The organism is Rahnella sp. PD12R (assembly GCF_019200965.1).
In the GTDB taxonomy this organism is placed as follows: Bacteria; Pseudomonadota; Gammaproteobacteria; order Enterobacterales; family Enterobacteriaceae; genus Rahnella; species Rahnella laticis.
This window is the reverse complement of record NZ_JAHTMS010000016.1, coordinates 90,125-113,531: the sequence shown is the minus strand read 5'-3', so window position 1 is coordinate 113,531 and position 23,407 is coordinate 90,125. Positions and strand designations below refer to the sequence as shown.

20 protein-coding genes, 1 other RNA gene and 1 pseudogene are annotated in these 23,407 nt (G+C 53.5%); 17 read left to right on the top strand and 5 right to left on the bottom strand.

Annotated features, from left to right (window positions below; translation table 11 throughout):
- The 11 genes and pseudogenes from KWG64_RS23515 to KWG64_RS23465 form a co-directional block, all read left to right on the top strand.
- Positions 1 to 98: pseudogene (locus tag KWG64_RS23515) on the top strand (IS200/IS605 family transposase); the annotation flags it as partial.
- Positions 99 to 655: 557 nt separating this feature from the next.
- Positions 656 to 1,672, top strand: coding sequence for an erythrose-4-phosphate dehydrogenase (gene epd, locus KWG64_RS23510; protein WP_195823741.1), 1,017 nt, complete (start codon positions 656 to 658; stop codon positions 1,670 to 1,672).
- Positions 1,673 to 1,744: 72 nt separating this feature from the next.
- Positions 1,745 to 2,908: a phosphoglycerate kinase gene (gene pgk / locus KWG64_RS23505; protein ID WP_101075336.1), complete on the top strand. Its 1,164-nt coding sequence runs from the start codon at positions 1,745 to 1,747 to the stop codon at positions 2,906 to 2,908.
- 130 nt (positions 2,909 to 3,038) lie between these two features.
- Positions 3,039 to 4,118 carry a class II fructose-bisphosphate aldolase gene (gene fbaA, locus KWG64_RS23500; RefSeq protein ID WP_056773197.1) on the top strand — a complete coding sequence of 360 codons (1,080 nt, stop codon included), beginning with the start codon at positions 3,039 to 3,041 and terminating at the stop codon, positions 4,116 to 4,118.
- 148 nt (positions 4,119 to 4,266) lie between these two features.
- Positions 4,267 to 4,647, top strand: a complete 381-nt coding sequence (locus tag KWG64_RS23495; protein ID WP_218523291.1) for a lysozyme inhibitor LprI family protein — start codon at positions 4,267 to 4,269, stop codon at positions 4,645 to 4,647.
- 36 nt (positions 4,648 to 4,683) lie between these two features.
- Entirely contained in the window at positions 4,684 to 5,766 is a 1,083-nt protein-coding gene (locus tag KWG64_RS23490) for a LacI family DNA-binding transcriptional regulator (RefSeq protein ID WP_218523290.1), read from the top strand.
- 135 nt (positions 5,767 to 5,901) lie between these two features.
- Positions 5,902 to 9,000, top strand: a complete 3,099-nt coding sequence (locus tag KWG64_RS23485) for a beta-galactosidase (protein ID WP_218523289.1) — start codon at positions 5,902 to 5,904, stop codon at positions 8,998 to 9,000.
- Positions 9,001 to 9,059: 59 nt separating this feature from the next.
- Positions 9,060 to 10,328: an MFS transporter gene (locus tag KWG64_RS23480; RefSeq protein ID WP_218523288.1), complete on the top strand. Its 1,269-nt coding sequence runs from the start codon at positions 9,060 to 9,062 to the stop codon at positions 10,326 to 10,328.
- Positions 10,329 to 10,463: 135 nt separating this feature from the next.
- Positions 10,464 to 11,345, top strand: coding sequence for a small-conductance mechanosensitive channel MscS (mscS, locus tag KWG64_RS23475; protein ID WP_195823737.1), 882 nt, complete (start codon positions 10,464 to 10,466; stop codon positions 11,343 to 11,345).
- Between the two features lie 170 nt (positions 11,346 to 11,515).
- Entirely contained in the window at positions 11,516 to 12,133 is a 618-nt protein-coding gene (gene argO / locus KWG64_RS23470) for an arginine exporter ArgO (protein WP_218523287.1), read from the top strand.
- Positions 12,134 to 12,255: 122 nt separating this feature from the next.
- Positions 12,256 to 12,975 (top strand): oxidative stress defense protein, encoded by a 720-nt coding sequence (locus KWG64_RS23465; protein WP_218523286.1) that lies wholly within the window; start codon positions 12,256 to 12,258, stop codon positions 12,973 to 12,975.
- An 84-nt stretch (positions 12,976 to 13,059) separates the two neighbouring features.
- Here the strand turns inward: KWG64_RS23465 and KWG64_RS23460 are convergent, their stop codons facing one another.
- Complete coding sequence (locus KWG64_RS23460; RefSeq protein WP_101075345.1) at positions 13,060 to 13,962, bottom strand: LysR family transcriptional regulator ArgP; 903 nt, start codon at positions 13,960 to 13,962, stop codon at positions 13,060 to 13,062.
- A 215-nt stretch (positions 13,963 to 14,177) separates the two neighbouring features.
- Here KWG64_RS23460 and rpiA point away from each other — a divergent pair, with 215 nt between their 5' ends.
- Together rpiA and serA are read left to right on the top strand one after the other, a co-directional pair.
- Complete coding sequence (rpiA, locus tag KWG64_RS23455; RefSeq protein ID WP_152327761.1) at positions 14,178 to 14,840, top strand: ribose-5-phosphate isomerase RpiA; 663 nt, start codon at positions 14,178 to 14,180, stop codon at positions 14,838 to 14,840.
- 340 nt (positions 14,841 to 15,180) lie between these two features.
- Positions 15,181 to 16,419: a phosphoglycerate dehydrogenase gene (gene serA, locus KWG64_RS23450; RefSeq protein ID WP_195813877.1), complete on the top strand. Its 1,239-nt coding sequence runs from the start codon at positions 15,181 to 15,183 to the stop codon at positions 16,417 to 16,419.
- Positions 16,420 to 16,769: 350 nt separating this feature from the next.
- On the opposite strand, the gene asr is transcribed toward serA, so the two are convergent.
- The 4 genes from asr to zapA form a co-directional block, all read right to left on the bottom strand.
- Positions 16,770 to 17,192: an acid resistance repetitive basic protein Asr gene (gene asr / locus KWG64_RS23445; protein WP_218523285.1), complete on the bottom strand. Its 423-nt coding sequence runs from the start codon at positions 17,190 to 17,192 to the stop codon at positions 16,770 to 16,772.
- A gap of 181 nt (positions 17,193 to 17,373) precedes the next feature.
- Positions 17,374 to 17,970, bottom strand: coding sequence for a 5-formyltetrahydrofolate cyclo-ligase (locus tag KWG64_RS23440; RefSeq protein ID WP_218523284.1), 597 nt, complete (start codon positions 17,968 to 17,970; stop codon positions 17,374 to 17,376).
- Positions 17,971 to 18,009: 39 nt separating this feature from the next.
- Positions 18,010 to 18,193: non-coding RNA, 6S RNA (gene ssrS, locus KWG64_RS23435), on the bottom strand.
- 49 nt (positions 18,194 to 18,242) lie between these two features.
- Positions 18,243 to 18,572, bottom strand: a complete 330-nt coding sequence (gene zapA, locus KWG64_RS23430) for a cell division protein ZapA (protein ID WP_013576788.1) — start codon at positions 18,570 to 18,572, stop codon at positions 18,243 to 18,245.
- A 253-nt stretch (positions 18,573 to 18,825) separates the two neighbouring features.
- Between zapA and KWG64_RS23425 the strand changes: the two genes are divergently transcribed.
- Genes KWG64_RS23425 through ubiI form a run of 4 tightly spaced genes read left to right on the top strand, consistent with a single transcriptional unit; the run spans position 18,826 to position 23,221 of the window.
- Positions 18,826 to 19,398, top strand: a complete 573-nt coding sequence (locus KWG64_RS23425; RefSeq protein ID WP_195823733.1) for a YecA family protein — start codon at positions 18,826 to 18,828, stop codon at positions 19,396 to 19,398.
- A 54-nt stretch (positions 19,399 to 19,452) separates the two neighbouring features.
- Entirely contained in the window at positions 19,453 to 20,769 is a 1,317-nt protein-coding gene (pepP, locus tag KWG64_RS23420) for a Xaa-Pro aminopeptidase (protein ID WP_101075351.1), read from the top strand.
- Between the two features lie 18 nt (positions 20,770 to 20,787).
- Positions 20,788 to 21,966 (top strand): 2-octaprenyl-6-methoxyphenyl hydroxylase, encoded by a 1,179-nt coding sequence (gene ubiH, locus KWG64_RS23415; protein WP_218523283.1) that lies wholly within the window; start codon positions 20,788 to 20,790, stop codon positions 21,964 to 21,966.
- Between the two features lie 28 nt (positions 21,967 to 21,994).
- Positions 21,995 to 23,221, top strand: coding sequence for an FAD-dependent 2-octaprenylphenol hydroxylase (gene ubiI, locus KWG64_RS23410; protein ID WP_218523282.1), 1,227 nt, complete (start codon positions 21,995 to 21,997; stop codon positions 23,219 to 23,221).
- Positions 23,222 to 23,407 lie beyond the last annotated feature (186 nt).

The following is a 23,407-nucleotide window of genomic DNA, read 5'->3' as shown; positions in this document are numbered from 1 at the left end:
GGATACAGGAATACATAAAGCACCAACTGGAAGAGGATAAAATGGGTGAGCAGCTCTCGATCCCATATCCGGGCAGCCCGTTTACGGGCAGTAAGTAATCCATAGATGCAAATGTCAGATCGCGATGCGCCTGTTAGGGCGCGGCTGGTAACAGAGCCTTATAGGCGCATATGAAAAACCTCCGGCTATGCCGGAGGATATTTATTCGCCCTGAATTCGGGCTCTGTTCTGATTTTCGCGTGAAATGACGCAGGTCAAACCCTTTTGTGCCGCTCTCCGCTACACTCCTGCATTCTGAAACTGTTTCATTCCGTCAGTTTTTGCGAAAAATCACTGTCGAAAAGGTGATGAAAAAGTAAAATCACTGTGAACACACGGAATTTGCTGGTGTTTTTTTCAGCGATCGGCGAGATTAACGCGTCGAAATTCCGGGAATTATTCCTTTTGTTCATAGTTTGGTTTATTCTCAGCTGAACCGTTTCAGTCAGGCTATTTGAGCTTAACATCGTCACCAGGTTGTTAACGTGCCGCAAACTGAAATTTTTCTACTGCACTGAACGTGCGGGCAGATGACGATGGTGATTCACCGTAAACGCACGCTGCATTACTATAGGTGTTACTGATATTAAGTAACAACCGTGTAACAGGGAGATGTATGCCAATACGTATTGCAATTAATGGCTTTGGTCGCATTGGCCGTAGCGTATTGCGCGCGTTATACGAATCCGGGCGTCGGGCGGAAATTTCCGTCATTGCCATCAATGAAATCGCCAGCCCGGAAGGCATGGCTCATCTGCTCAAATACGACTCCAGCCACGGGCGCTTTGCCTGGGATGTCCGCCAGGAAGGTGAAAACCTTTACGTCGGCGATGACTCCATCCGTTTACTCCATCAGCCTGATGCCAGCCAGTTGCCCTGGGGCGAACTGAGCATTGACGTGGTGCTCGATTGCACCGGCGTTTACGGCAGCCGGGCAGACGGTGAAACGCAACTTGCGGCGGGAGCCAAAAAGATTCTGTTCGCGCATCCGGGCGGTCATGATTTAGACGCCACAGTGGTTTACGGTGTGAACCACGAGTTGCTCGAACGCCAGCACCGCATTGTGTCCAATGCGTCCTGCACCACCAACTGTATTATCCCTGTGATTAAGCTGCTCGACGATGCGTTTGGCATTGAGTCCGGCACGGTAACGACCATCCATTCTTCAATGAATGACCAGCCGGTCATCGACGCCTATCATGCGGATTTACGCCGCACGCGCGCCGCCAGCCAGTCCATTATTCCGGTCGATACCAAACTTGCCGCAGGGATCACGCGCATCATGCCGAAGTTCTGCGATCGCTTTGAAGCGATCTCCGTGCGGGTGCCAACCATCAATGTCACAGCCATTGATCTGAGCGTGTTTGTCGAGGGTTCTGTGACGGTAGACGAGGTGAACCAGCTGCTGCAAAAGGCCGCAACAGGCGCTTTTCGTGGTATAGTTGACTATACCGAACTACCATTAGTCTCGACAGATTTTAACCATGATCCCCACAGCGCCATCGTAGATGGAACGCAGACGCGGGTAAGTGGACAGCACCTGATAAAAACACTGGTCTGGTGCGATAACGAGTGGGGTTTTGCCAACCGAATGTTGGATACAACATTGGCAATGTCCGCGAGCGGTTTCTAGTACGGCTGTTCCGGCCTTCTGGCCGAAATTGCCTTCAAGCAACTTTAAAGAGAATCAACGAGAGGATTCACCATGTCTGTTATTAAGATGAGCGATCTGGATTTAGCGGGTAAACGCGTACTGATCCGTGCCGATCTGAACGTGCCAGTTAAAGATGGCAAAGTAACTTCAGATGCACGTATCCGCGCTTCTTTGCCAACCATCGAAATTGCCCTGAAACAAGGCGCACGCGTGATGGTTACCTCGCATCTGGGTCGTCCGACTGAAGGCGAATATAACGAAGAGTTTTCTCTGCTGCCAGTTGTTAACTACCTGAAAGACAAGCTGTCTTCTCCTGTTCGTCTGGCTAAAGACTATCTGGATGGCGTTGAAGTTGCCGAAGGCGAGCTGGTTGTTCTGGAAAACGTTCGCTTCAACAAAGGCGAAAAGAAAGACGACGAAGCCCTGTCCAAAAAATATGCTGCCCTGTGTGACATCTATGTGATGGACGCATTCGGTACTGCGCACCGCGCGCAAGCTTCTACCCACGGCGTAGGCAAATTTGCTCCTATCGCGTGTGCCGGTCCGCTGCTGTCAGCTGAACTGGAAGCACTGGGTAAAGCTCTGGGTAACCCGGCGCGTCCGATGGTTGCTATCGTGGGTGGTTCTAAAGTTTCTACCAAACTGACCGTTCTGGATTCCCTGTCCAAAATCGCTGACCAGCTGATTGTTGGCGGTGGTATTGCGAACACCTTCGTTGCAGCACAAGGCAACAACGTCGGTAAATCTCTGTACGAAGCAGACCTGGTCGGTACCGCAAGCAAACTGCTGGAAACCTGCGACATTCCTGTCCCAACTGACGTTCGCGTTGCTACCGAGTTCTCTGAAACTGCGGTTGCTACCGTGAAGTCTGTTAAAGACATCAAAGATGACGAACAAATTCTCGACATGGGCGATGAGTCTGCAAACCGTCTGGCTGAGATCATTAAAAACGCTAAAACCATTCTGTGGAATGGTCCTGTAGGCGTGTTCGAGTTCCCTAACTTCCGTAAAGGGACCGAAATTGTGGCGCAGGCCATTGCTGACAGCGAAGCATTCTCTATCGCAGGCGGCGGCGACACTCTGGCAGCTATCGACCTGTTCGGTATCGCTGACAAAATTTCCTATATCTCCACTGGCGGTGGCGCATTCCTGGAATTCGTTGAAGGGAAAGCACTGCCAGCGGTTGTGATGCTGGAAGAGCGTGCTAAGAAGTAATGAACCTTGAATGAGCAGCAGTAAGGCTGCTCGTTCTTCTTTGCCGCGCGAGGGGCTGCACAGTGGAACTCGCGCGACATAGCAAACCGATTCAATCCATCTACGGCCGACGAATACAGGACAAAGAACTATGTCTAAAATTTTTGATTTCGTAAAACCAGGCGTTATCACTGGTGATGATGTACAGAAAGTTTTCGCTATCGCTAAAGAAAACAAATTTGCACTGCCAGCGGTTAACTGCGTAGGCACCGACTCAATCAACGCCGTTCTCGAAGCTGCTGCGAAAGTCCGTTCACCGGTTATCGTTCAGTTCTCTAACGGCGGCGCTGCGTTCATCGCAGGTAAAGGCCTGAAAACTGACGTGCCACAAGGCGCGGCAATCCTGGGTGCAATCTCTGGCGCACACCACGTACATCAGATGGCAGAACATTACGGCGTGCCAGTCATCCTGCACACCGACCACTGCGCGAAAAAACTGCTGCCATGGATCGACGGTCTGCTGGACGCGGGTGAAGCTCACTTCGCGAAAACCGGTAAACCACTGTTCTCTTCTCACATGATCGACCTGTCTGAAGAATCTCTGGAAGAAAACATCGAAATTTGCAGCAAGTATTTAGCTCGCATGGCAAAACTCGATATGACTCTGGAAATCGAACTGGGTTGTACTGGTGGTGAAGAAGATGGCGTGGACAACAGCCATATGGACGCATCTGCACTGTACACTCAGCCACAAGACGTTGATTACGCATACGAAAAACTGAACGCAATCAGCCCGCGTTTCACTATCGCTGCGTCATTCGGTAACGTACACGGCGTGTACAAACCAGGTAACGTTAAACTGACTCCAACGATTCTGCGCGATTCTCAGGAATACGTTTGCAAGAAACACAACCTGCCACACAACAGCCTGAACTTCGTATTCCACGGCGGTTCCGGTTCTACTGCAGCAGAAATCAAAGAATCTGTAGGCTACGGTGTTATCAAAATGAACATCGATACCGACACCCAATGGGCAAACTGGGACGGTATTCTGCAGTTCTACAAGAAAAACGAAGCTTACCTGCAAGGTCAGTTGGGTAACCCGGAAGGCGCGGATAAACCTAACAAGAAATTCTATGACCCGCGCGTATGGCTGCGTTCTGCTCAGTCTTCCATGGTGACTCGCCTGGAACTGGCATTCAAAGAACTGAACGCAATCGACGTACTGTAATTCTTACCCTTCCGGTGCTTGACCACCGGAATGTGAGGATAATCGTCAAAGGGGCTTCGGCCCCTTTTTTATTGCCCGTTTTACCTTCACAATCGTCCTGTCTCATTCTCTGCTATCTTATTGAAAACTATCTCTGCCGGAGAAAAATATGCGTCTTGTCTTGCTTACGTTACTCGCCCTGACATCTTTCGCCCAGGCCGCAGAGGTCGACTGTAAAAATGCCTCTACGCAAATGGAGCTGAACATTTGCGCCGGGCAGGATTTCCAGCGCAGCGATGCGTTACTTAATCAGGCTTACAAACAGAAGATGGCGCAACTTTCGCCGGAACAGCAAACCAAATTCAAAGCCGCGCAGCGCAGCTGGATTGCGTATCGTGACAAAGACTGTGATTTTATGTCTTCGGGCGTGGAGGGCGGTTCCGTCCAGCCGATGATCTATTCAGGTTGTCTGCAACAAAAAACCGAACAACGCACGAAAGAAATTAATGCCATCCTGCATTGTGAAGAAGGCGATCTGAGTTGCCCGTAATTGCATTGTTTTTGCATGAAGCCTGAAGGTAGAGCCATGAAGCCAAAATCTGTCACCCTCGATGACGTCGCGCGTCAGGCGGGCGTTTCTTATCAGACCGTATCGCGTGTGCTGAATCAGGCGGCGCACGTCTCGGCAAAGACGCGGGATAAAGTCGAGCAGGCCATGGCGGCGCTGAACTACGTGCCGAATCGCGTTGCCCAGCAACTGGCCGGGAAACAAAGTTATACGCTGGGGCTGGCGACCACCGAACTCGCGCTTCATGCGCCGTCACAAATTGCTTCCGCAATGAAAACCCGCGCCAATCAGTTAGGTTTTAACGTCGTTATTTCGATGATTGATAACCTGAGCCTTCCGGCCTGCCGCACGGCGGTGAATGAGCTGATGTCGCAGCGCGTTGATGGCGTGCTGATTAACGTGCCGCTGTCGAACGATGATGCGGGCGCCATTGCGCAGCTGTGTGGTGATTTACCGGTGCTGTTCCTGGATGTCGATCCGCAGGCAGAAGTCTTTAAAATTCTGTTCGATCCGCATTGCGGGGCAGAGCAGGGCGTTGAACATATTCTGGCGCTGGGGCATCAGAAAATTGCGGTGCTGACCGGCCCGCTGGAATCCATCTCCGCGCGGCTGCGCTACGAAGGCTGGCTGAGTACGCTGGCAAAACACCAGATTACGCCCTGTGCCGTACAACACGGCGACTGGAGCGCGGCGTCCGGCTATCAGCAGGCATTAATGCTGCTCAACCAGCCGGTGCGGCCTACGGCGATCCTGATTGCCAATGATCAGATGGCGCTCGGTGTGCTGCGTGCGGTGCATGAATTTGGCCTGCGCGTACCGGAACAGATTTCGGTGATCGGCTATGACGATACCGAAGACAGCGCGTTTTTCTTCCCGCCGCTGACCACCATAAAGCAGGATTTCCGCCTGCTCGGGCATGAAAGCGTCAACCGGCTGGTTGATCATCTGCATCATCATGGCGATAAGCAGCAGTCGTCGCTCTTATTGCCGACCTCTTTGGTGGAACGCCACACCACGTCGAAACCCGGCGAATCTGCTGTTTCTCAGGAAGCACTGTCGCAGGAGCTTCTCCGCATCGCACGTCAGCTCAGCCCGCGCTGATTCACTTTTTTTGCTTCTCCGGCGCGGGATCTGTGATCCGCGTCCCTTTCCCGTACTCCCTTGCTTTACTTGATGGCTCCCATTACGCATGTTTATATTATTGTGAGCGCATAACAATTTTGCATGGGGATTATTATGACATTATCAGCGGATGAAAAACTGTCGTCACTGGCTAACGTTCTGGGGCGCCGTGACTGGGAAAAACCATCATTAACGCAATATAACCGTCTTGCGGCGCACCCGCCTTTTAACAGCTGGCGGGAAAGTGAAGAAGCCAGACGAAATCAAGGTTCCCCTAATATTCGTTCCCTGAACGGGGAATGGATATTCAGCTATTTTAGCCGGCCAGAAGCCGTGCCCGAACAATGGCTGGAAGGTGACCTCGCGGATGCAGACAAGGTTCAGGTGCCATCAAACTGGCAGCTTGCGGGCTATGACGCGCCGATTTACACCAACGTTCAGTATCCGATCCCGGTTAATCCGCCGTTTGTGCCGGAAGAAAACCCTACGGGTTGTTACTCGCTCACAGTATGTGTGGATAAAGACTGGCTGGACAGCGGCCAGACGCGCATTGTGTTCAATGGCGTAAATTCCGCCTTCTATTTATGGTGCAACGGCAAATGGATCGGTTATTCCCAGGACAGCCGTTTACCGGCGGAATTCGATCTCAGCGACGTGCTGCATGTCGGTGAAAACCGGCTCGCGGTGATGGTGCTACGCTGGAGCGACGGCAGCTATCTGGAAGATCAGGACATGTGGCGTATGAGCGGGATTTTCCGCGACGTCACTTTGCTGCACAAGCCGGTGGAGCAGATCACGGATTATCAGGTTCGCACGCATCTGTTCCACGGTTTCACGCAGGCTGAACTGGAAGTGCAGGTCAGCGCCGCCGTACCGCAGGAAAGTGCCGCAGATTATCAGGTTCGCGTGCAGCTCTGGCAGGGTGACAAGCCGGTTGCAGAACACCAGCAGCCGCTGGGCAGTGAAATCATTGATGAACGCGGCAATGCGTTTGATAAAACCACGCTGCGGTTACCGGTCAGCCAGCCGGAATTGTGGAGCGCCGAACAGCCTGCGCTCTACCGCGCGGTCATTTCCCTGATTTCTCCGCAAGGCCGGGTGATTGAAGCCGAAGCCTGCGACGTCGGGTTCCGTCAGGTGGAAATCAGCAACGGGCTGCTGAAAGTTAACGGTCAGCCGGTGTTGATCCGCGGGACCAACCGTCACGAACATCACCCTGAAAACGGTCAGGTGATGGACGAAGCGACGATGCGCCGCGACATCGTGCTGATGAAACAACACAACTTCAATGCAGTGCGGTGCTCGCATTATCCGAACCATCCGCTCTGGTACACACTTTGCGATCAGTATGGTTTGTACGTGGTCGATGAAGCCAATATTGAAACCCACGGCATGCAGCCGATGAACCGGTTATCGGACGATCAGGTCTGGTTCAATGCGTTCAGCGAACGCGTCACCCGCATGGTTCAGCGAGACCGCAACCATCCGTGCATCATCATCTGGTCTCTGGGCAATGAATCCGGCCACGGTGCGAATCACGACGCGATGTACCGCTGGATCAAATCCGTCGATCCGACGCGTCCGGTGCAGTACGAAGGCGGCGGCGCCAACAGCGCGGCGACCGACATTATCTGCCCGATGTATTCCCGCGTGGAGCAGGATCAGCCATTCCCGGCGGTGCCAAAATGGTCCATCAAAAAATGGATCAGCATGCCGGACGAAACGCGTCCGCTGATCCTCTGCGAATATGCCCACGCGATGGGCAACAGCTTTGGTGGTTTCGACAAATACTGGAAAGCCTTCCGTCAGTTCCCGCGCTTGCAGGGCGGTTTTGTCTGGGACTGGGTTGACCAGAGCCTGCTGAAAACGGGCGAAAACGGCGAGCGCCATATGGCGTACGGTGGTGATTTTGGCGATACCCCGAATGACCGTCAGTTCTGCATGAACGGCCTGGTCTTTGCCGACCGCACGCCGCATCCGTCACTGTTTGAAGCGCAGCGCGCCCAGCAGTTCTTCCAGTTTTCACTGGTCAGCACATCGCCTCTCACGCTGGAAATCCAAAGCGAATACCTGTTCCGCCGCAGCGACAACGAACAGCTGGTCTGGCGCATTGAGCGCGATGGCGAAGTGATTGCGCAGGGCGAAGCGGCGCTGAATATTGCACCGAATGGCGTGCAGAAACTTGAGCTGGGGCCGGTCCCGAAAGCCGACGGCGATTTGTGGCTGAACGTTTCCGTTCATCAGCCGCAGGCGACGGCATGGTCGCAAGCCGGTCACCGCAGCGCATGGGATCAGTGGCAGTTACCGCAGGCGCTGAGCCTGCCGGAGCCGGAACAAGCTTCTGCCGCCGCGCCGGTTCTGGAAATTCAGAACGGAAATATTTCCGTGGCTCATGGCACACAACGCTGGCAGTTCTGCCAGAAGAGCGGCCTGCTGGAACAGTGGTTTGATGGCAAAACGCCGCGCCTGCTTTCGGCGCTTCGCGACCAGTTTGTCCGTGCGCCGGTTGATAACGATATCGGCGTCAGTGAAGTCACGCGCATTGATCCGAATGCGTGGGTGGAGCGCTGGAAAGCCGCCGGAATGTATCAGCTTGAATCGCAGTTAATCAGCATCAGCGCTGGGCAGATTCAGGACGGCGTAATCATCAACACCTCGCACGCGTATCTGGCTGGCGGAGAAACCCGGTTGCTGAGCCGCAAAACTTACCGTATCGACAATCAGGGCGAACTGCATATCAGCGCGGATGTTCGCGTAGCGTCAAACGTGCCGTCGCCGGGGCGCATCGGTATGACCTGCCAGCTGGCAGACACCGCTGAGAACGTCCGCTGGCTGGGGCTGGGGCCGCATGAAAACTATCCGGATCGCCGCCTGGCTGCGCAGCACGGGCGCTGGACATTGCCGCTCGGTGATTTGTATACGCCGTACGTTTTTCCGACCGAAAATGGTTTGCGCGGTGAGACGCGTGAACTGGAATACGCCGGATGGACGTTGCGGGGTAATTTCCACTTTGGCCTGAGCCGTTACAGCCTGCAACAGCTGACGGACACCAGCCACCGCCATTTATTGCGTGAAGAAGAGGGGACATGGCTGAACATCGACGGCTTCCATATGGGCGTCGGCGGGGATGACTCCTGGAGCCCGAGCGTCAGTCCGGATTTCCTGCTGACTGCCGGTCAGTATCATTATTCGTTCACCTGGAAACGTGCCTGACATCCCGCGCCGTGGCGTAACCCGCTGCGGCGCAGCGTTCAGTCGTAAGGAAACTGATTATGTATTACCTGAAAAATACTAACTTTTGGATGTTCGGGCTGTTCTTCTTTTTCTATTTTTTCATCATGGGGGCGTATTTTCCGTTCTTCCCGATCTGGCTGCACGACATCAATCAGATCAGTAAAAGCGACACCGGCATAATATTTGCCAGCATTTCGCTGTTCTCCCTGCTCTTCCAGCCGGTCTTTGGGTTGCTGGCCGATAAGCTGGGGCTGAAAAAGCATTTGCTCTGGGTGATCACCGGCATGCTGGTTCTCTTCGCGCCGTTCTTTATTTACGTGTTCGGCCCGCTGCTGAAAATTAATATTTATCTCGGTTCGGTGGTCGGCGGGATTTATCTCGGGCTGATTTACAACGCCGGTGCGCCTGCGATTGAAGCTTATATCGAAAAAGTCAGTCGCCGCAGCAGCTTTGAATTTGGCCGTGCGCGGATGTTCGGTTGTGTCGGCTGGGCGCTTTGCGCGTCGGTAGTCGGCATCATGTTCACCATCAACAACGAATTTGTTTTCTGGCTCGGTTCAGGCTGTGCGGTCATTCTGGCCATCCTTCTGCTCATTGCCAAACCGGAAGTCACGCCTACCGCGCGCGTAGTGAATGAACTGGGCGCGAACACCAAACCGTTTAGCCTGAAGATTGCCCTTGAGCTGCTCAAAGACCGCAAACTGTGGTTCCTGGCGCTTTACGTAATCGGCGTGTCCTGCACCTACGACGTCTTCGACCAGCAGTTCGCCAACTTCTTTACCTCGTTCTTTGATTCGTCGTCCGAAGGCACGCGCGTGTTCGGTTACGTCACCACCATGGGCGAGCTGCTGAACGCCTGCATCATGTTCTTCGCACCGCTTATCGTGAACCGTATTGGCGGGAAAAATGCGCTGCTGCTGGCCGGGACGATTATGTCGATCCGTATTATCGGCTCGTCGTTTGCCTCATCGCCGCTGGAAGTCGTGGTGCTCAAAACGCTGCACATGTTTGAGGTGCCGTTCCTGATTGTCGGCTGCTTCAAATACATCACTTCAGTGTTTGAGGTGCGCTTCTCCGCGACGATTTATCTGGTGACGTTCTGCTTCTTCAAACAGGTGGCGATCATGTTTATGTCCGTCTTTGCCGGGAATATGTATGACCGTATCGGTTTCCACGGTACATACCTCATTCTCGGATTAGTGGCGCTGACGTTCACGGTGATCTCAGCTTTCACGCTGAGCGGAAGAGGGCCGTTGCAGGCTTTCAAAACGCCCCAAACGCTTAAGAACAGCCGCGTAAATTCCTAATCTGATCGCCTTTCTCATCGGGCGGTTGGCGCTTCATCACATTGTTAGTTAACCTTAAAGAGCACTTGCTGCCCGTTATATCGGGCAGCTTTGGTTTCTTTCAGCCCGACAGGGTTTTATTTTGGGGTACGCTAAATGGATGATTTGAACGTTGTGGACGGCATTAACAATGCCAGCAACTGGTTGGTGAGAAACCAGGCTTTACTGCTTCATTACGCCGTGAACATTGTGGCGGCTATCTTTATTCTGATTGTGGGGATGATCATCGCCCGCGTTGTGTCAGGCGCCGTCAGCCGGGTTCTAAAAGTTCGTGGTATCGATATTACGGTTTCCGATTTCCTTTCCGCTATGGTGCGTTACGCGATTATCGCGTTTACGCTGATTGCGGTTCTGGGGCGAATCGGCGTGCAAACCACGTCGGTGATTGCTGTTATCGGTGCCGCCGGTTTAGCCGTCGGCCTGGCATTGCAGGGCTCGCTGTCCAACTTTGCCGCGGGCGTTCTGCTGGTGATCTTCCGTCCGTTCCGTGCGGGCGAGTATGTGGATCTGGGGGGCGTGGCCGGTACTGTCACGCAGGTGCAGATTTTCTCCACCACGCTGCGCACGCCGGACAACAAAATTATTGTGGTGCCCAACGGCAAGATCATCGCCGGTAATATCATCAACAACTCACGCGAACCGACGAGCCGTATCGATCTGACTATTGGTGTCGGTTACAACTCTGATATCGATCTGGTCAAAAGGCTCCTGACCGACATCGTCACCGCCGATGGACGTGTTCTGAAAGATAAAGATGTCGTGGTTCGCCTGAACGAAATGGCCGCGTCTACTTTGAATTTCATCGTGTACGCGTGGACCAGTAACGGTGATGCGCAGAACGTGAAATGGGATCTGCTGGAAGCGTTCAAACGCGCGCTGGATGAGAACAATATCAACATCGCGTATCCGCAAATGGATGTTCATTTGTACCCAGCGGCTCCGGTCGTTGTGGATAAAAACGCACAGCCTGCGGAATAACATCGCGGCTTCTCAAAGGGCGCCTGCGGGCGCCTTTTTTGTGTCTGAAAATCGGATCCCTCACAAATAAGCCAGGCTAATGACCGATTAGAAATATCCATTTCCTCTAATGACACCAAAGCCCTTACACTGCGCGCAATCTCTGTTATTAACTCTTTAAGGATATTCACGTGCTGGCTATTTTCCTGCAAGGACTGGCGATGAGCGCCGCAATGATTTTACCCCTGGGGCCGCAGAATGCGTTTGTGATGAATCAGGGCATTCGCCGCCAGTATCATCTGATGATTGCGTCTTTATGCGCGCTGAGCGATATCGTGCTGATTTGCGGCGGGATATTTGGCGGCAGCGCGCTGCTGAGTAAATCGCCGTTGTTGCTGGCGCTGGTGAGCTGGGGCGGCGTGGCATTTTTGCTGTGGTATGGCTGGGGCGCATTCCGTACGGCGTTCAGCAAAAATCCTGAACTGGCGCAGGCCGAAGTGGCGAAGCAAAGCCGCTGGAAGATTGTCGTCAGCATGCTGGCGGTGACCTGGCTCAATCCGCACGTTTATCTCGATACATTTGTCGTATTGGGCAGCCTGGGCGGAAGCCTGAGCCACGATGAACGTTCGTGGTTTGCGCTCGGCGCGGTCAGCGCTTCTGTGCTGTGGTTCTTCGGGCTGGCCATTCTCGCGGCATTACTCGCGCCCTGGTTAAACACCGGGAAAGTGCAGCGCGTCATCAATTTTATCGTCGGCACCATCATGTGGGCGATCGCGATTCAACTCGCGCGTCAGACCGGCGTATTTTGAGTTTTTGCCCGGAAACAGGTTTTTGTCACTAATCTTAGTTTCAGTTGTAACGGTTTATGCTACGGTTTTGCGGATTGATTGAATTAACTATTGCCAGATCTTTGATGATTAATGGAGGCACTGTGAAACTGAAAGCATTGGCTGTAGCAGCGATGTTGGGATTAGGGACTTTACCTTTGGCGTTGCACGCGGCAGAAGTTCCTGCCGGGCCGCACGTGGTGACATCAGGTACGGCAAGCGTTGACGCCACACCGGATATCGCGACGCTGGCCATTGAAGTGAGCGTATCGGCAAAAGATTCCGCGAGCGCCAAGAAACAAGCCGACGATCGTGTGGCGGAATATTTTGGTTTCCTGCAGAAAAACGGAATTGAAAAGAAAGACATCAATGCCGCGAATCTCAGCACGCAGCCGGAATATAACTACCTGAAAGACGGCAGTTCAGAGCTGAAAGGCTACCGTGCGGTGCGTCAGGTTCAGGTGACATTGCGTCAGCTGGATAAACTGAACGATTTGCTGGATGGCGCGTTAAAATCCGGCCTGAATGAAATCCGTTCTATCGAACTGGGTGTGGCAAATCCTGATCGTTTCCGTGACGAAGCGCGTCAGAAAGCCATTGATAACGCCACACAGCAGGCAAAATCTTTGGCAGAAGGTTTCCACACCAAGCTGGGGCCGGTTTACAGCATTCGTTATCACGTCGCTAACTACCAGCCAATGCCGGTTGCGCGGATGTTTAAAGCCACCGCGGCACCAACGCAAAATGATGCCGCTGAAACTTACGAACAGCAAAGCATTCACTTTGATGATCAGGTGGATGTGGTGTTCGAACTCCAGCGTTAATATCTTTCATATTTCAGATATTCAGAGACAGACGTCCATGTAAAAACCCGCCTCGGCGGGTTTTTTGTTTTCTGCGGGGGTAAATCAGTCCTGACGCAATACCTGATGGCCGTGTGCCAGCAGGGCGTCGGTGACTTTACGCATCATGCGGCTTTCCGGCGCAAAGCGGTGCCAGTAGAGCATCCGGCGCTGGAACAGGCCGGGCGTCAGGTCGATAAGTTCGCCGCTTTCCAGTTCTTTCTCGATTTGCAGATGCGGGATCATACAACAGGTCGTGCCCTGACGGGCCAGCTGCACGAAGGCTTCCGACGAGTTAACGATATGACATGGCACGCTGCCCGGTGACAAATCGAAGTTTTGTTGCAGGAACGCCTGGTGCATATCGTCGAGATGGTCAAACGCAACCGCCGGCGCTTTCAGCAGCGCGGAACGGGTGACGCCGTTCGGGAAATACCGATCGGCAAAGGGTTTAGAAGCGACAAACAGGTAATCCAGTGCGCCAAGTTGATCGACCAGACAGCTCGGAAGCGGCTGCGGCTGAATACTCACCGCACCGACCACTTCACCGCGGCGCAGACGTTCCTGCGTCCGGGTTTCATCTTCAACCTGTAAATTCAGGCGGATAGGTGAGTCGACCAGCACAGATTTCAGCGCCGGTAACAGCCAGGTTGCCAGGCTGTCGGCGTTGACCGCCAGCGAAAGCAGCAGCGGCGTATCATTACTGTCGCTGTTGCTGTCACTGCCGAGCCACTCTTCTTCCAGCAATTCCACCTGATGTAACAGGGCCAGTAATTTCTGCCCCTGTTCCGTCGGACGAGGCGGCACGGTACGCACCAGCAGAGGCTGGCCGAACAAATTTTCCAGTTGTTTAATGCGCTGAGAGACCGCCGATTGGGTGATGCAAAGCTTTTGTGCGGCGCGCTCAAAACCGCGCTCACGGATCACCGCGTCCAGTGCCTGTAGCGTTCTATAGTCCGGGCGTTTCATCGGAGTTCTGTCCCTTGGATTTAATTTTATCCGAACACTATGCCACAGATTGTCAGGTTTTGTGGTGAGGAAAATCGGGGCGTTTACAACCCAATTGCACTTAATAAGTGTGATCTGGTCACGCTCTTGTCTGCCCAATCTGCCGGCACATGCTTTATAATCACCGACACTTTTCCGTATTCACGCCACTTACGTTATCAGACAGAGAAGCCATTATGACGCAGGAAGAATTGAAAAAAGCAGTCGGCTGGGCCGCACTGGATTACGTGACCCCGGGCACCATCGTCGGTGTAGGAACCGGATCCACCGCCGCCCATTTCATCGATGCACTGGGTTCCATCAAAGGTCAGATTGAAGGTGCCGTTTCCAGTTCTGACGCTTCAACGGCAAAACTGAAAAGCTTAGGCATTCACGTTTTCGACAGCAACGAAGTGGACTCGCTGGACGTTTACGTTGACGGCGCGGATGAAATCAACGGTTTCATGCAGATGATCAAAGGCGGCGGCGCTGCGCTGACCCGCGAAAAAATCATTGCCGCGATCGCCAAAAAATTCGTCTGTATTGTGGACGCGTCCAAGCAAGTCGATGTGCTGGGTAAATTCCCGCTGCCGGTAGAAGTCATCCCGATGGCGCGTTCTTACGTTGCGCGTGAACTGGTGAAACTTGGTGGCCTGCCGGAATACCGCCAGAACGTTCTGACTGACAACGGCAATATCATTCTCGACGTCCATAATCTGAGCATTCTGGATGCCGTCGCGATGGAAAATAAGATCAACGGAATTGCGGGCGTGGTGACGGTAGGGCTGTTCGCCAACCGTGGCGCCGACGTTGCGCTGGTAGGCACTTCTGAAGGCGTAAAAACTGTCACGCTGAAGTAACCCATCAATAAGCAGAAGATCTGGCTGCTTTTGCTGAAAGCAGCCAGTCATCCCCCTGTCATAACACAATGTTATGAAGATGATAATTTTCTGACTGAATCATCTTTTCTTCAAAAGCCTTAATTTGGTGACTTATGTCACATTTCTCACTAACGCCTCCTGAACGTCTTGCTCTGCAAAATCTAACCAGCAGGAAATGCTGAAAACCAACAGGCGCGGTGAGCCTTCTGCTGTCTGGCAGGCAATCGTTTGTATTGATGATGGCGTATTTTTTGTTATGTTGACTGTGAGCAGTCACCTAGCAGTTCGAATTCAGCCAGAAAAAATATAGGGTCGGGAAATGGCAAAAGTATCACTTGAGAAAGACAAGATTAAATTTTTGTTAGTGGAAGGCGTCCACCAAAGTGCGGTTGATACACTCCGTGCCGCGGGTTACACCAATATTGAATTTCACAAAGGTGCTTTAGATACGGAATCGCTGAAAGAATCGATCCGTGATGCGCACTTTGTTGGACTCCGATCGCGTACTCAGCTGACCGAAGAAGTGTTCCAGGCAGCAGAAAAACTGGTGGCTGTAGGGTGTTTCTGTATCGGTACCAATCAGGTTGACTTGAAAGCGGCAACCCGTCGCGGTATTCCGGTCTTTAACGCACCGTTCTCCAATACCCGTTCCGTCGCCGAAATGGTGTTGGGCGAAATGTTGCTGATGATGCGCGGTATTCCTGAGGCCAACGCCAAAGCGCACCGCGGGATCTGGAACAAACTGGCCGTCGGCTCTTTTGAAGCGCGCGGAAAACGTCTGGGTATTGTCGGCTACGGCCACATCGGTACACAGCTGGGTATTCTGGCGGAAAGCCTGGGGATGCGCGTCTTCTATTACGACATCGAAAGCAAATTGCCGCTGGGTAATGCGCAGCCGATTGCGACTCTGGAAGAACTGCTCAGCACCAGCGACGTCGTAACCCTGCACGTTCCTGAAACGCCAGGCACCAAAAACATGATTTCCGAAGTGCAGCTGGCACAAATCAAGCCGGGCGCATTGCTGATCAACGCCTCACGCGGCACGGTGATCGACATTCCTGCCCTGTGCAATGCGCTGCGCAGTAAACATCTGTCCGGTGCGGCTATCGACGTCTTCCCGGAAGAACCGGCGACCAACAGCGATCCGTTCAATTCTCCGCTGTGTGAATTCGACAACGTTCTGCTGACGCCACACATCGGCGGTTCTACCATGGAAGCGCAGGAAGGCATTGGCCTGGAAGTGGCAGGTAAACTGGCGAAATACTCTGACAACGGTTCAACGTTGTCTGCGGTTAACTTCCCGGAAGCCTCTTTGCCAGCGCATACCGAGAAAGCCAGCCGTTTGCTGCATATCCACGAAAACCGTCCGGGCGTGCTGACCAGCATCAACCAGATTTTCGCGGAGCAGGGCATCAACATTGCGGCGCAGTATCTGCAAACCAGCCCGGAAGTCGGTTATGTGGTTATCGATGCTGAAACGGATGTCACCACGCTGAACACCGCGCTGCAACTGATGAAAGCAATACCGGGCACGATCCGTGCTCGCTTGCTTTACTGACGATCTGCGCAGTAACAGAACATAAACCGCCGAAAGGCGGTTTTTTTATGCCATTTCCCGCAGACGGGAAGATCATACCGATGAGTCGTTTGCCAGATTGCTCAAGGTGTTGAGCCGATGACGGGCGCCATCTCAGGGCATTTCACGAAAATGTCAGAAGTAAAAGAACAGGCTGACAAGACCACAGAGGATCAGTGAAGACAGGGTGATTTCGAACTGGAAGCGGCGCAGCATCATCCACAGTACCTCAGGATAAAAACTGGAGAAAAAAACACCCGGCGAACCGGGTGTAAATTTAGCAGTCCTGGTTATTGCGAGTTAACACCTCACAAAGACTTCTTGGTGACTTCTTATGCTGCTGGTGTTGCTTTTGCAGCTGGTGCAGCTTTCTTAGCATGTTTCACGTGTTTCTTAGCAGCCTGCGCTTTCTGAGCTACCGGAGCAGCTTTCTTAGCATGTTTCACGTGTTTCTTAGCAGCCTGCGCTTTCTGAGCTACCGGAGCCGCTTTCTTAGCGTGTTTTACGTGTTTCTTAGCAGCCTGCGCTTTCTGGGCTACCGGAGCCGCTTTCTTAGTGGCTTTTTTGTGTTTTTTAGCAGCCTGAGCTTTCTGAGCGACTTTCTTATGAGTCTTGTGTTTGGTTACGTGCTTGGCAGCAGGTGCAGCGGTTGTTGCTGCAGCAGCAGGTGCTGGCGTTGCGGTTGTTTCAGCAGCGAAAGCGACAGAAGACAGACCCATTGCAGCGGCTACAACCAGAGCTAATACTTTTTTCATGTTTAATTCCTCAGAGATATCGGTTTATGTGTCTGCCCCACTGCGGGGCCGTTGAGAAGATAATAGACATGACGGATTTTATTGTCCGTGAGGGATTGGTTTCGGCGTGTAACGGTATGTATAAGGGGAATTTTCTGAGGGGGAGTATTATCGGAGAGAAGCATTAACAGTCAGCCGGTCTTTACCATGTCCATACTTTGCCCGGCGTGATCACTTGCGGCAAAGGCACATCCCAGTGTTCCACGGGCAAGGCATCCACTTGCTGGCAATCATGCGCTAAGCCTATCGGATACGGCCCGCCATCCTGCCAGTGCTCCAGCGCGCGGTCGTAGAATCCGCCGCCCATACCCAGACGTTGTCCGTGGCTGTCAAACGCGACCAGCGGCGTCAGGATGATATCCAGCTGAGATAAAGGCAGAACCTTTGTGACATCGAGTTGTGGTTCGAGGATTTTAAGACGATTGCGCACCAGCGGTGTTTCAGGCGTATAGCGCAGGAACAACAGATGGTGAGGAGAAAACGGATGCAGCACAGGCAGACAAAGCTCTTTTCCTTCCTGCCACAGGCGCTGAATCAACGGTGTGGTATCAAGCTCTCCGTCGAAGGACAGAAAAACTGAAATCGTGCTGGCAGACTGAATTTTAGGGTGTGCGGCAACGCGATCAGCGGCCTGAAGGGCAAACTGTGTTTGCTGACCGGCAGTCAGATTTTTTCTACGCTGGCGAATTTCAGTACGGATATTTTGTCGGGCAGAAGCAAAAAGAGGAGTGTGCGACATAGATACAAACACCAGAAAGGGATGTACCGAAAAGAAAGGGGAATCTCCGAGATGCCGTCGCAGGCTGTAACCCTTGAACCCATGGTTCAAGGTGAACGTGCTGTCGCAATCTTTAGGCTTCTCGGACGGACCGAGCATGCGCACCGATTACGGATCATCACATTCTGTTGGTACTAATTATCGGCTCAGGGGACGGGCCCGCTGGCGAACATCTCAGAGAAATTTTTTACCGCTTCTGACTGGCCTGTGACGAGCCACATCAGCAACGTGTGTTATTCGAAAGGCGCCCCTTCACGTTCAGAGATCCGGCCTTGTTCGAGCAATGCCTGCTCGATGGTTTGCTGCAGCATCCGGATACGTTGTTCCATATTGGATGCGTAATCGCGCGTTTTCAACCTTTCCTGAGCAAGTTCGTGACATACGTTCAATGCCGCGATGAAAACCAGTTGCTCTGTATTGGTGACTCTAGTGCGAACTTTAAGATCTTGCAACCGCTGATTAAGATCTTCAGCTGCCAGATTCAGTGCTTCCTGTTGTTCTGGCGGACAATTCACCCGTAACGAGCGACCAAAAATTTGAATATCTACCGGTTGTGCAGACATGCCACCTTCCTGCTGATTTATTCGTCCGCCCCAACGTGACCACTACGACCTGGCGCAGGATGTTGGAAGCGGGCGCCACTATAACTATCTCAATACCAGGTTACAACCCCATGACCGGCTGACTGCTGCCCGATTGTTCAGGGCGTGCCATTCAGGCCAAAGTGAGCCTGATTGCGGGCTGCTAATCTGGTACTACGACAGACCTTGGTGGTAGCATAACACGAACTTAACCTGCCAACGATGGCGAATGCGCATGTCTATTGAGAATACTTACCCTACTTACGATTCGTTGGATCAAAACCTGAAACAACAATCGGTTGCTTTGACCGCAGCAGAAATGCACGGTCTGATCAGTGGCTTACTGTGTGGCGGCAACCGCGACGGCAGCTGGCTGACGATGGTGCATGATCTGACCAATGAAGGCATGGCCTTCCCGCATACGCTGGCGGATTTGCTGCAACAGCTACGTAAAGTCACCTCCGATACGCTCGAAGATGACAGCTTCGAATTTAAAATGATGATGCCCGATGACGACAAAAGCGTCTTCGAACGTGCCGACGCGCTCGCCGGTTGGGTCAATCATTTCCTGCTCGGCCTTGGCATGATGCAGCCTAAACTCGCGAAAGTGAAAGGCGAAGTCGGCGAAGCCATCGATGATTTGCGTAGCATCGCGCAACTTGGTTACGACGAAGATGAAGATCAGGAACAACTGGCGCAATCTTTAGAGGAAGTGGTGGAGTACGTCCGCGTGGCGGCCATTTTGTGCTTTGGCGAATTTGGCCACAGCCTGCCGTCTGCACCGGAAAATACCCGCACGTTGCACTGATTATTTGAGAACACATTTAATAACAACGAACTAAAACGATTTCAGGAGAAAGTGATGACTCAGCAAGAGATCGAGAACCGTCGCCAGGCGCTGTTAGCGAAAATGGTACCGGGAAGCGCTGCGATAATTTTTGCGGCACCCGAAGCCCCGCGCAGCGCCGACAGTGAATACCCGTATCGTCAGAACAGTGACTTCTGGTATTTCACCGGTTTCAACGAACCGGAAGCCGTGCTGATTCTGGTCAAAAGTGATGAAAATCATAACCACAGCGTGCTGTTTAACCGCGTGCGTGATCTCACCGCTGAAATCTGGTTCGGGCGTCGTCTGGGGCAGGAAGCTGCACCGGCTAAGCTGGGCGTGACCAAAGCCTTGCCTTTCGGCGACATCAACGACCAGCTTCATTTACTGCTCAACGGCCTTGACGTGGTCTATCACGCGCAGGGCGAATATGCCTATGCCGATGAAATCGTTAACCGTGCGATGGAAAAACTGCGTAAAGGTTTTCGTCAGAACTTCGCCGCGCCCGCGACCGTCACTGACTGGCGCCCGTGGGTTCACGATATGCGTCTGTTCAAATCCGCCGAAGAAATCGCGGTTATGCGCCGTGCCGGGCAAATCACCGCGCTGGCACACACCCGCGCCATGGAAAAATGCCGTCCGGGGATGTTCGAATATCAGCTCGAAGGCGAAATTCATCACGAATTCAACCGCCACGGCGCACGTTATCCTTCCTACAACACCATTGTCGGCAGCGGTGAAAATGGCTGCATTCTGCATTACACCGAAAACGAATGTGAAATGCGTGACGGCGACTTAGTGCTGATCGACGCCGGTTGCGAATATAAAGGCTATGCGGGTGACATCACCCGCACCTTCCCGGTGAACGGTAAATTCAGCAAAGCACAGCGCGAAATCTACGACATCGTGCTGGCGTCAGAATACAAAGCGCTGGAGATTTTAAAGCCGGGCAGCAGCATTCAGGCGGCGACCGAAGCGGCCGTGCGCGTGATGATTGAAGGTCTGGTGAAACTGGGCGTGATGAAAGGCGATGTCGACACGCTGTATGCCGAACAGGCGCACCGTCAGTTCTTCATGCACGGCCTGTCTCACTGGCTGGGCCTGGACGTTCATGACGTCGGCCATTATGGCTCGGCAGATCGCAGCCGTACGCTGGAACCGGGCATGGTGCTGACCGTTGAACCGGGTCTGTACATCGCGCCGGACGCCGACGTTCCGGAAGCGTATCGCGGCATCGGTATTCGCATCGAAGACGACATTCTGATCACCGCGACCGGCATCGAAATTCTGACCGGCGACGTGGTGAAAGAAGCCGATGATATCGAAGCCTTAATGGCGGCGGCACGTAAATAATATGAGCATTGTTTCTCTATGAGCATAGTGATTGTTGGCGGCGGAATGACCGGTGCCACGCTGGCGCTGGCGATTTCCTCGCTGACGCAGGGGCGTCTGCCGGTGCATCTGGTGGAAGCGACCGCGCCGCAAGAACACGGGCATCCGGGTTTTGATGCCCGTTCGATTGCGCTCGCGCAGGGAACCTGCCAGCAACTGGCGCGCGTCGGGATCTGGCCGGCACTGGCAAAAATCGCGACGCCTATCCGTGACATTCACGTCAGCGATCGCGGTCATGCGGCTTTTGTGAATCTCACTGCGGCGCATTACGGTGTCGAAGCGCTCGGTCACGTTGTTGAGCTGCATGAAGTTGGCAACCGTTTGTTTGCCATGCTCAGCAAGGCGCCCGGCGTGACGGTGCATTGCCCGGCAAAAGTGGTTGATGTTCAAAGACAAACCGACAACGCGAGTGTCACGCTCGACAGTGGCGAAACGCTCACCGCGCAGTTGCTGGTCGCTGCTGACGGTTCTCATTCGTCGCTGGCGAAAGCCTGCAATATCAGCTGGCAACGCGAGGATTACGGGCAGATTGCCGTCATCGCCAACATCGCCACCAGCGAACCGCATAACGGCCGTGCGTTCGAACGCTTCACCCAAAACGGACCGCTGGCTTTATTGCCGATGTCCGACGGGCGCAGTTCGCTGGTCTGGTGCCACCCGCGCGAAGCCCGTGAAGAAATTGATCACTGGAGCGAGGTGAAGTTCCTCAGCGAACTGCAAAAGGCCTTTGGCTGGCGTCTGGGTACCCTGAAACAGGCCGGTAAACGCTTCAGTTATCCGCTGCAATTACAAAAAGCCAACAGCCATATCAGCCATCGTCTGGCGCTGGTGGGTAACGCGGCGCAAACGCTGCATCCGATTGCCGGTCAGGGTTTTAACCTCGGCCTGCGCGATGTGATGACGCTGGCGGAAACGCTGGCAGGCGCCGCAAAGCAGGGCAACGACGTCGGCAGTTATCGCGTACTTTGCGATTATCAGAACCGCCGTCAGCCCGATCAGCAGGCGACCGTCGGCGTTACCGACGGCCTGATCCACCTCTTTGCCAACCGTTATCTGCCATTAATGGTCGGCCGCAATCTGGGTTTACTGGCGATGGAAGGCATCACGCCGTTGCGCGATGCGTTTACAAGGCGGACGCTCGGCTGGGTTGACCGTTAATTCCGTTCCGGGCCTTACAGGAAAAATTATGCAATCTTTTGATGTGGTTATCGCCGGTGGCGGAATGGTCGGTCTGGCGCTGGCATGCGGATTACAGGGCAGCGGTCTGCGCGTTGCCGTGCTGGAAAACCAGCTGCCGGATCTCGATTCACCTTTGCCGGAACAGCCGGGCATGCGCGTTTCTGCCATCAACGCCGCCAGCGAGCGCCTGCTCAAATATATCGGCGTCTGGGACAACATCATCGCTCAGCGCGCGAATGCGTATCAGGGAATGGAAGTCTGGGATCGTGACAGCTTCGGTAAAATTGCATTTCGTGGCGAAGAATACGGTTTCAGCCACCTTGGTCATATCATCGAAAATCAGGTCATTCACCGCGCCCTGTGGCAGCGGGCAGAAAATTCTTCTGACATCACGCTGCTCGCACCTGCGACGCTGAAAAATGTCGCGTGGGGCGAAAACGATGCGTTCGTGACTCTCAGCGATGACCGCCAGCTCAGCGCGCGTTTAGTGGTCGGCGCTGACGGCGCGCAGTCGTGGCTGCGTCAGCATGCCGATATCCCGCTGACGTTCTGGGACTACCGCCATCATGCACTGGTTGCGACCATTCGCACCGAAGAGCCGCACCAGTCTGTCGCACGGCAGGTTTTCCACGGTGACGGTATTCTGGCGTTCCTGCCGCTGGCGGATGCTCATTTGTCTTCTATCGTCTGGTCGGTTTCGCCGGATGAAGCGCAGCGTCTGAGCGCCCTGGCACCGGAAGAGTTTAATAAAATTCTCGCCAGCACCTTTGACCTGCGTCTGGGCGTTTGTGCTGTCGAAAGCGAGCGTCTGACCTTCCCGCTGACCGGCCGTTATGCCCGCAGTTTTGCAGCGCCACGTCTGGCGCTGGTCGGCGATGCGGCGCACACCGTGCATCCGCTGGCCGGGCAGGGCGTTAACTTAGGCTTTATGGACGCCGCCGAGCTGGCTTCTGAAATCAAACGTCTGCAAAAAGAAGGCAAAGATTTCGGTCAGCACATGTATTTACGCCGTTACGAGCGCCGCCGTAAACACAGCGCGGCGCTGATGCTGGCGGGAATGCAGGGCTTCCGCGAACTGTTTGCCGGGGATAATCCTGCGAAGAAATTATTGCGTGATATCGGCCTGACGCTGGCGGATTCCTTACCGGGTGTGAAACCGCAACTGGTCCGTCAGGCGATGGGGCTCAACGATCTTCCTGAATGGTTACAGGACGATTCACTTCGATTGAAATAATCTAATTTCAGCTCGGTTTTACCATTACTTTTTCTAATTCGAGGCCGGATTCCCCATTCTGAAAAGGGTGAGAAATCCGGCCTCGCCGTTATATAACATCGATACTTTTGGTGTTTATTTGTAGATTTTGCGCCACAAACCCCAGTTTACCAGTCAAAAACTCTGCACAATGCCCCTGAGAAATTA

What these genes read in the sequence shown, in the direction of transcription:
- epd (WP_195823741.1), top strand. Translation starts at nt 656, where the DNA reads ATGCCAATACGTATTGCAATTAATGGCTTTGGTCGCATTGGCCGTAGC.
- pgk (WP_101075336.1), top strand. Translation starts at nt 1,745, where the DNA reads ATGTCTGTTATTAAGATGAGCGATCTGGATTTAGCGGGTAAACGCGTA.
- fbaA (WP_056773197.1), top strand. Translation starts at nt 3,039, where the DNA reads ATGTCTAAAATTTTTGATTTCGTAAAACCAGGCGTTATCACTGGTGAT.
- KWG64_RS23495 (WP_218523291.1), top strand. Translation starts at nt 4,267, where the DNA reads ATGCGTCTTGTCTTGCTTACGTTACTCGCCCTGACATCTTTCGCCCAG.
- KWG64_RS23490 (WP_218523290.1), top strand. Translation starts at nt 4,684, where the DNA reads ATGAAGCCAAAATCTGTCACCCTCGATGACGTCGCGCGTCAGGCGGGC.
- KWG64_RS23485 (WP_218523289.1), top strand. Translation starts at nt 5,902, where the DNA reads ATGACATTATCAGCGGATGAAAAACTGTCGTCACTGGCTAACGTTCTG.
- KWG64_RS23480 (WP_218523288.1), top strand. Translation starts at nt 9,060, where the DNA reads ATGTATTACCTGAAAAATACTAACTTTTGGATGTTCGGGCTGTTCTTC.
- mscS (WP_195823737.1), top strand. Translation starts at nt 10,464, where the DNA reads ATGGATGATTTGAACGTTGTGGACGGCATTAACAATGCCAGCAACTGG.
- KWG64_RS23460 (WP_101075345.1), bottom strand. Translation starts at nt 13,962, where the DNA reads ATGAAACGCCCGGACTATAGAACGCTACAGGCACTGGACGCGGTGATC.
- rpiA (WP_152327761.1), top strand. Translation starts at nt 14,178, where the DNA reads ATGACGCAGGAAGAATTGAAAAAAGCAGTCGGCTGGGCCGCACTGGAT.
- serA (WP_195813877.1), top strand. Translation starts at nt 15,181, where the DNA reads ATGGCAAAAGTATCACTTGAGAAAGACAAGATTAAATTTTTGTTAGTG.
- asr (WP_218523285.1), bottom strand. Translation starts at nt 17,192, where the DNA reads ATGAAAAAAGTATTAGCTCTGGTTGTAGCCGCTGCAATGGGTCTGTCT.
- KWG64_RS23440 (WP_218523284.1), bottom strand. Translation starts at nt 17,970, where the DNA reads ATGTCGCACACTCCTCTTTTTGCTTCTGCCCGACAAAATATCCGTACT.
- zapA (WP_013576788.1), bottom strand. Translation starts at nt 18,572, where the DNA reads ATGTCTGCACAACCGGTAGATATTCAAATTTTTGGTCGCTCGTTACGG.
- KWG64_RS23425 (WP_195823733.1), top strand. Translation starts at nt 18,826, where the DNA reads ATGTCTATTGAGAATACTTACCCTACTTACGATTCGTTGGATCAAAAC.
- pepP (WP_101075351.1), top strand. Translation starts at nt 19,453, where the DNA reads ATGACTCAGCAAGAGATCGAGAACCGTCGCCAGGCGCTGTTAGCGAAA.
- ubiH (WP_218523283.1), top strand. Translation starts at nt 20,788, where the DNA reads ATGAGCATAGTGATTGTTGGCGGCGGAATGACCGGTGCCACGCTGGCG.
- ubiI (WP_218523282.1), top strand. Translation starts at nt 21,995, where the DNA reads ATGCAATCTTTTGATGTGGTTATCGCCGGTGGCGGAATGGTCGGTCTG.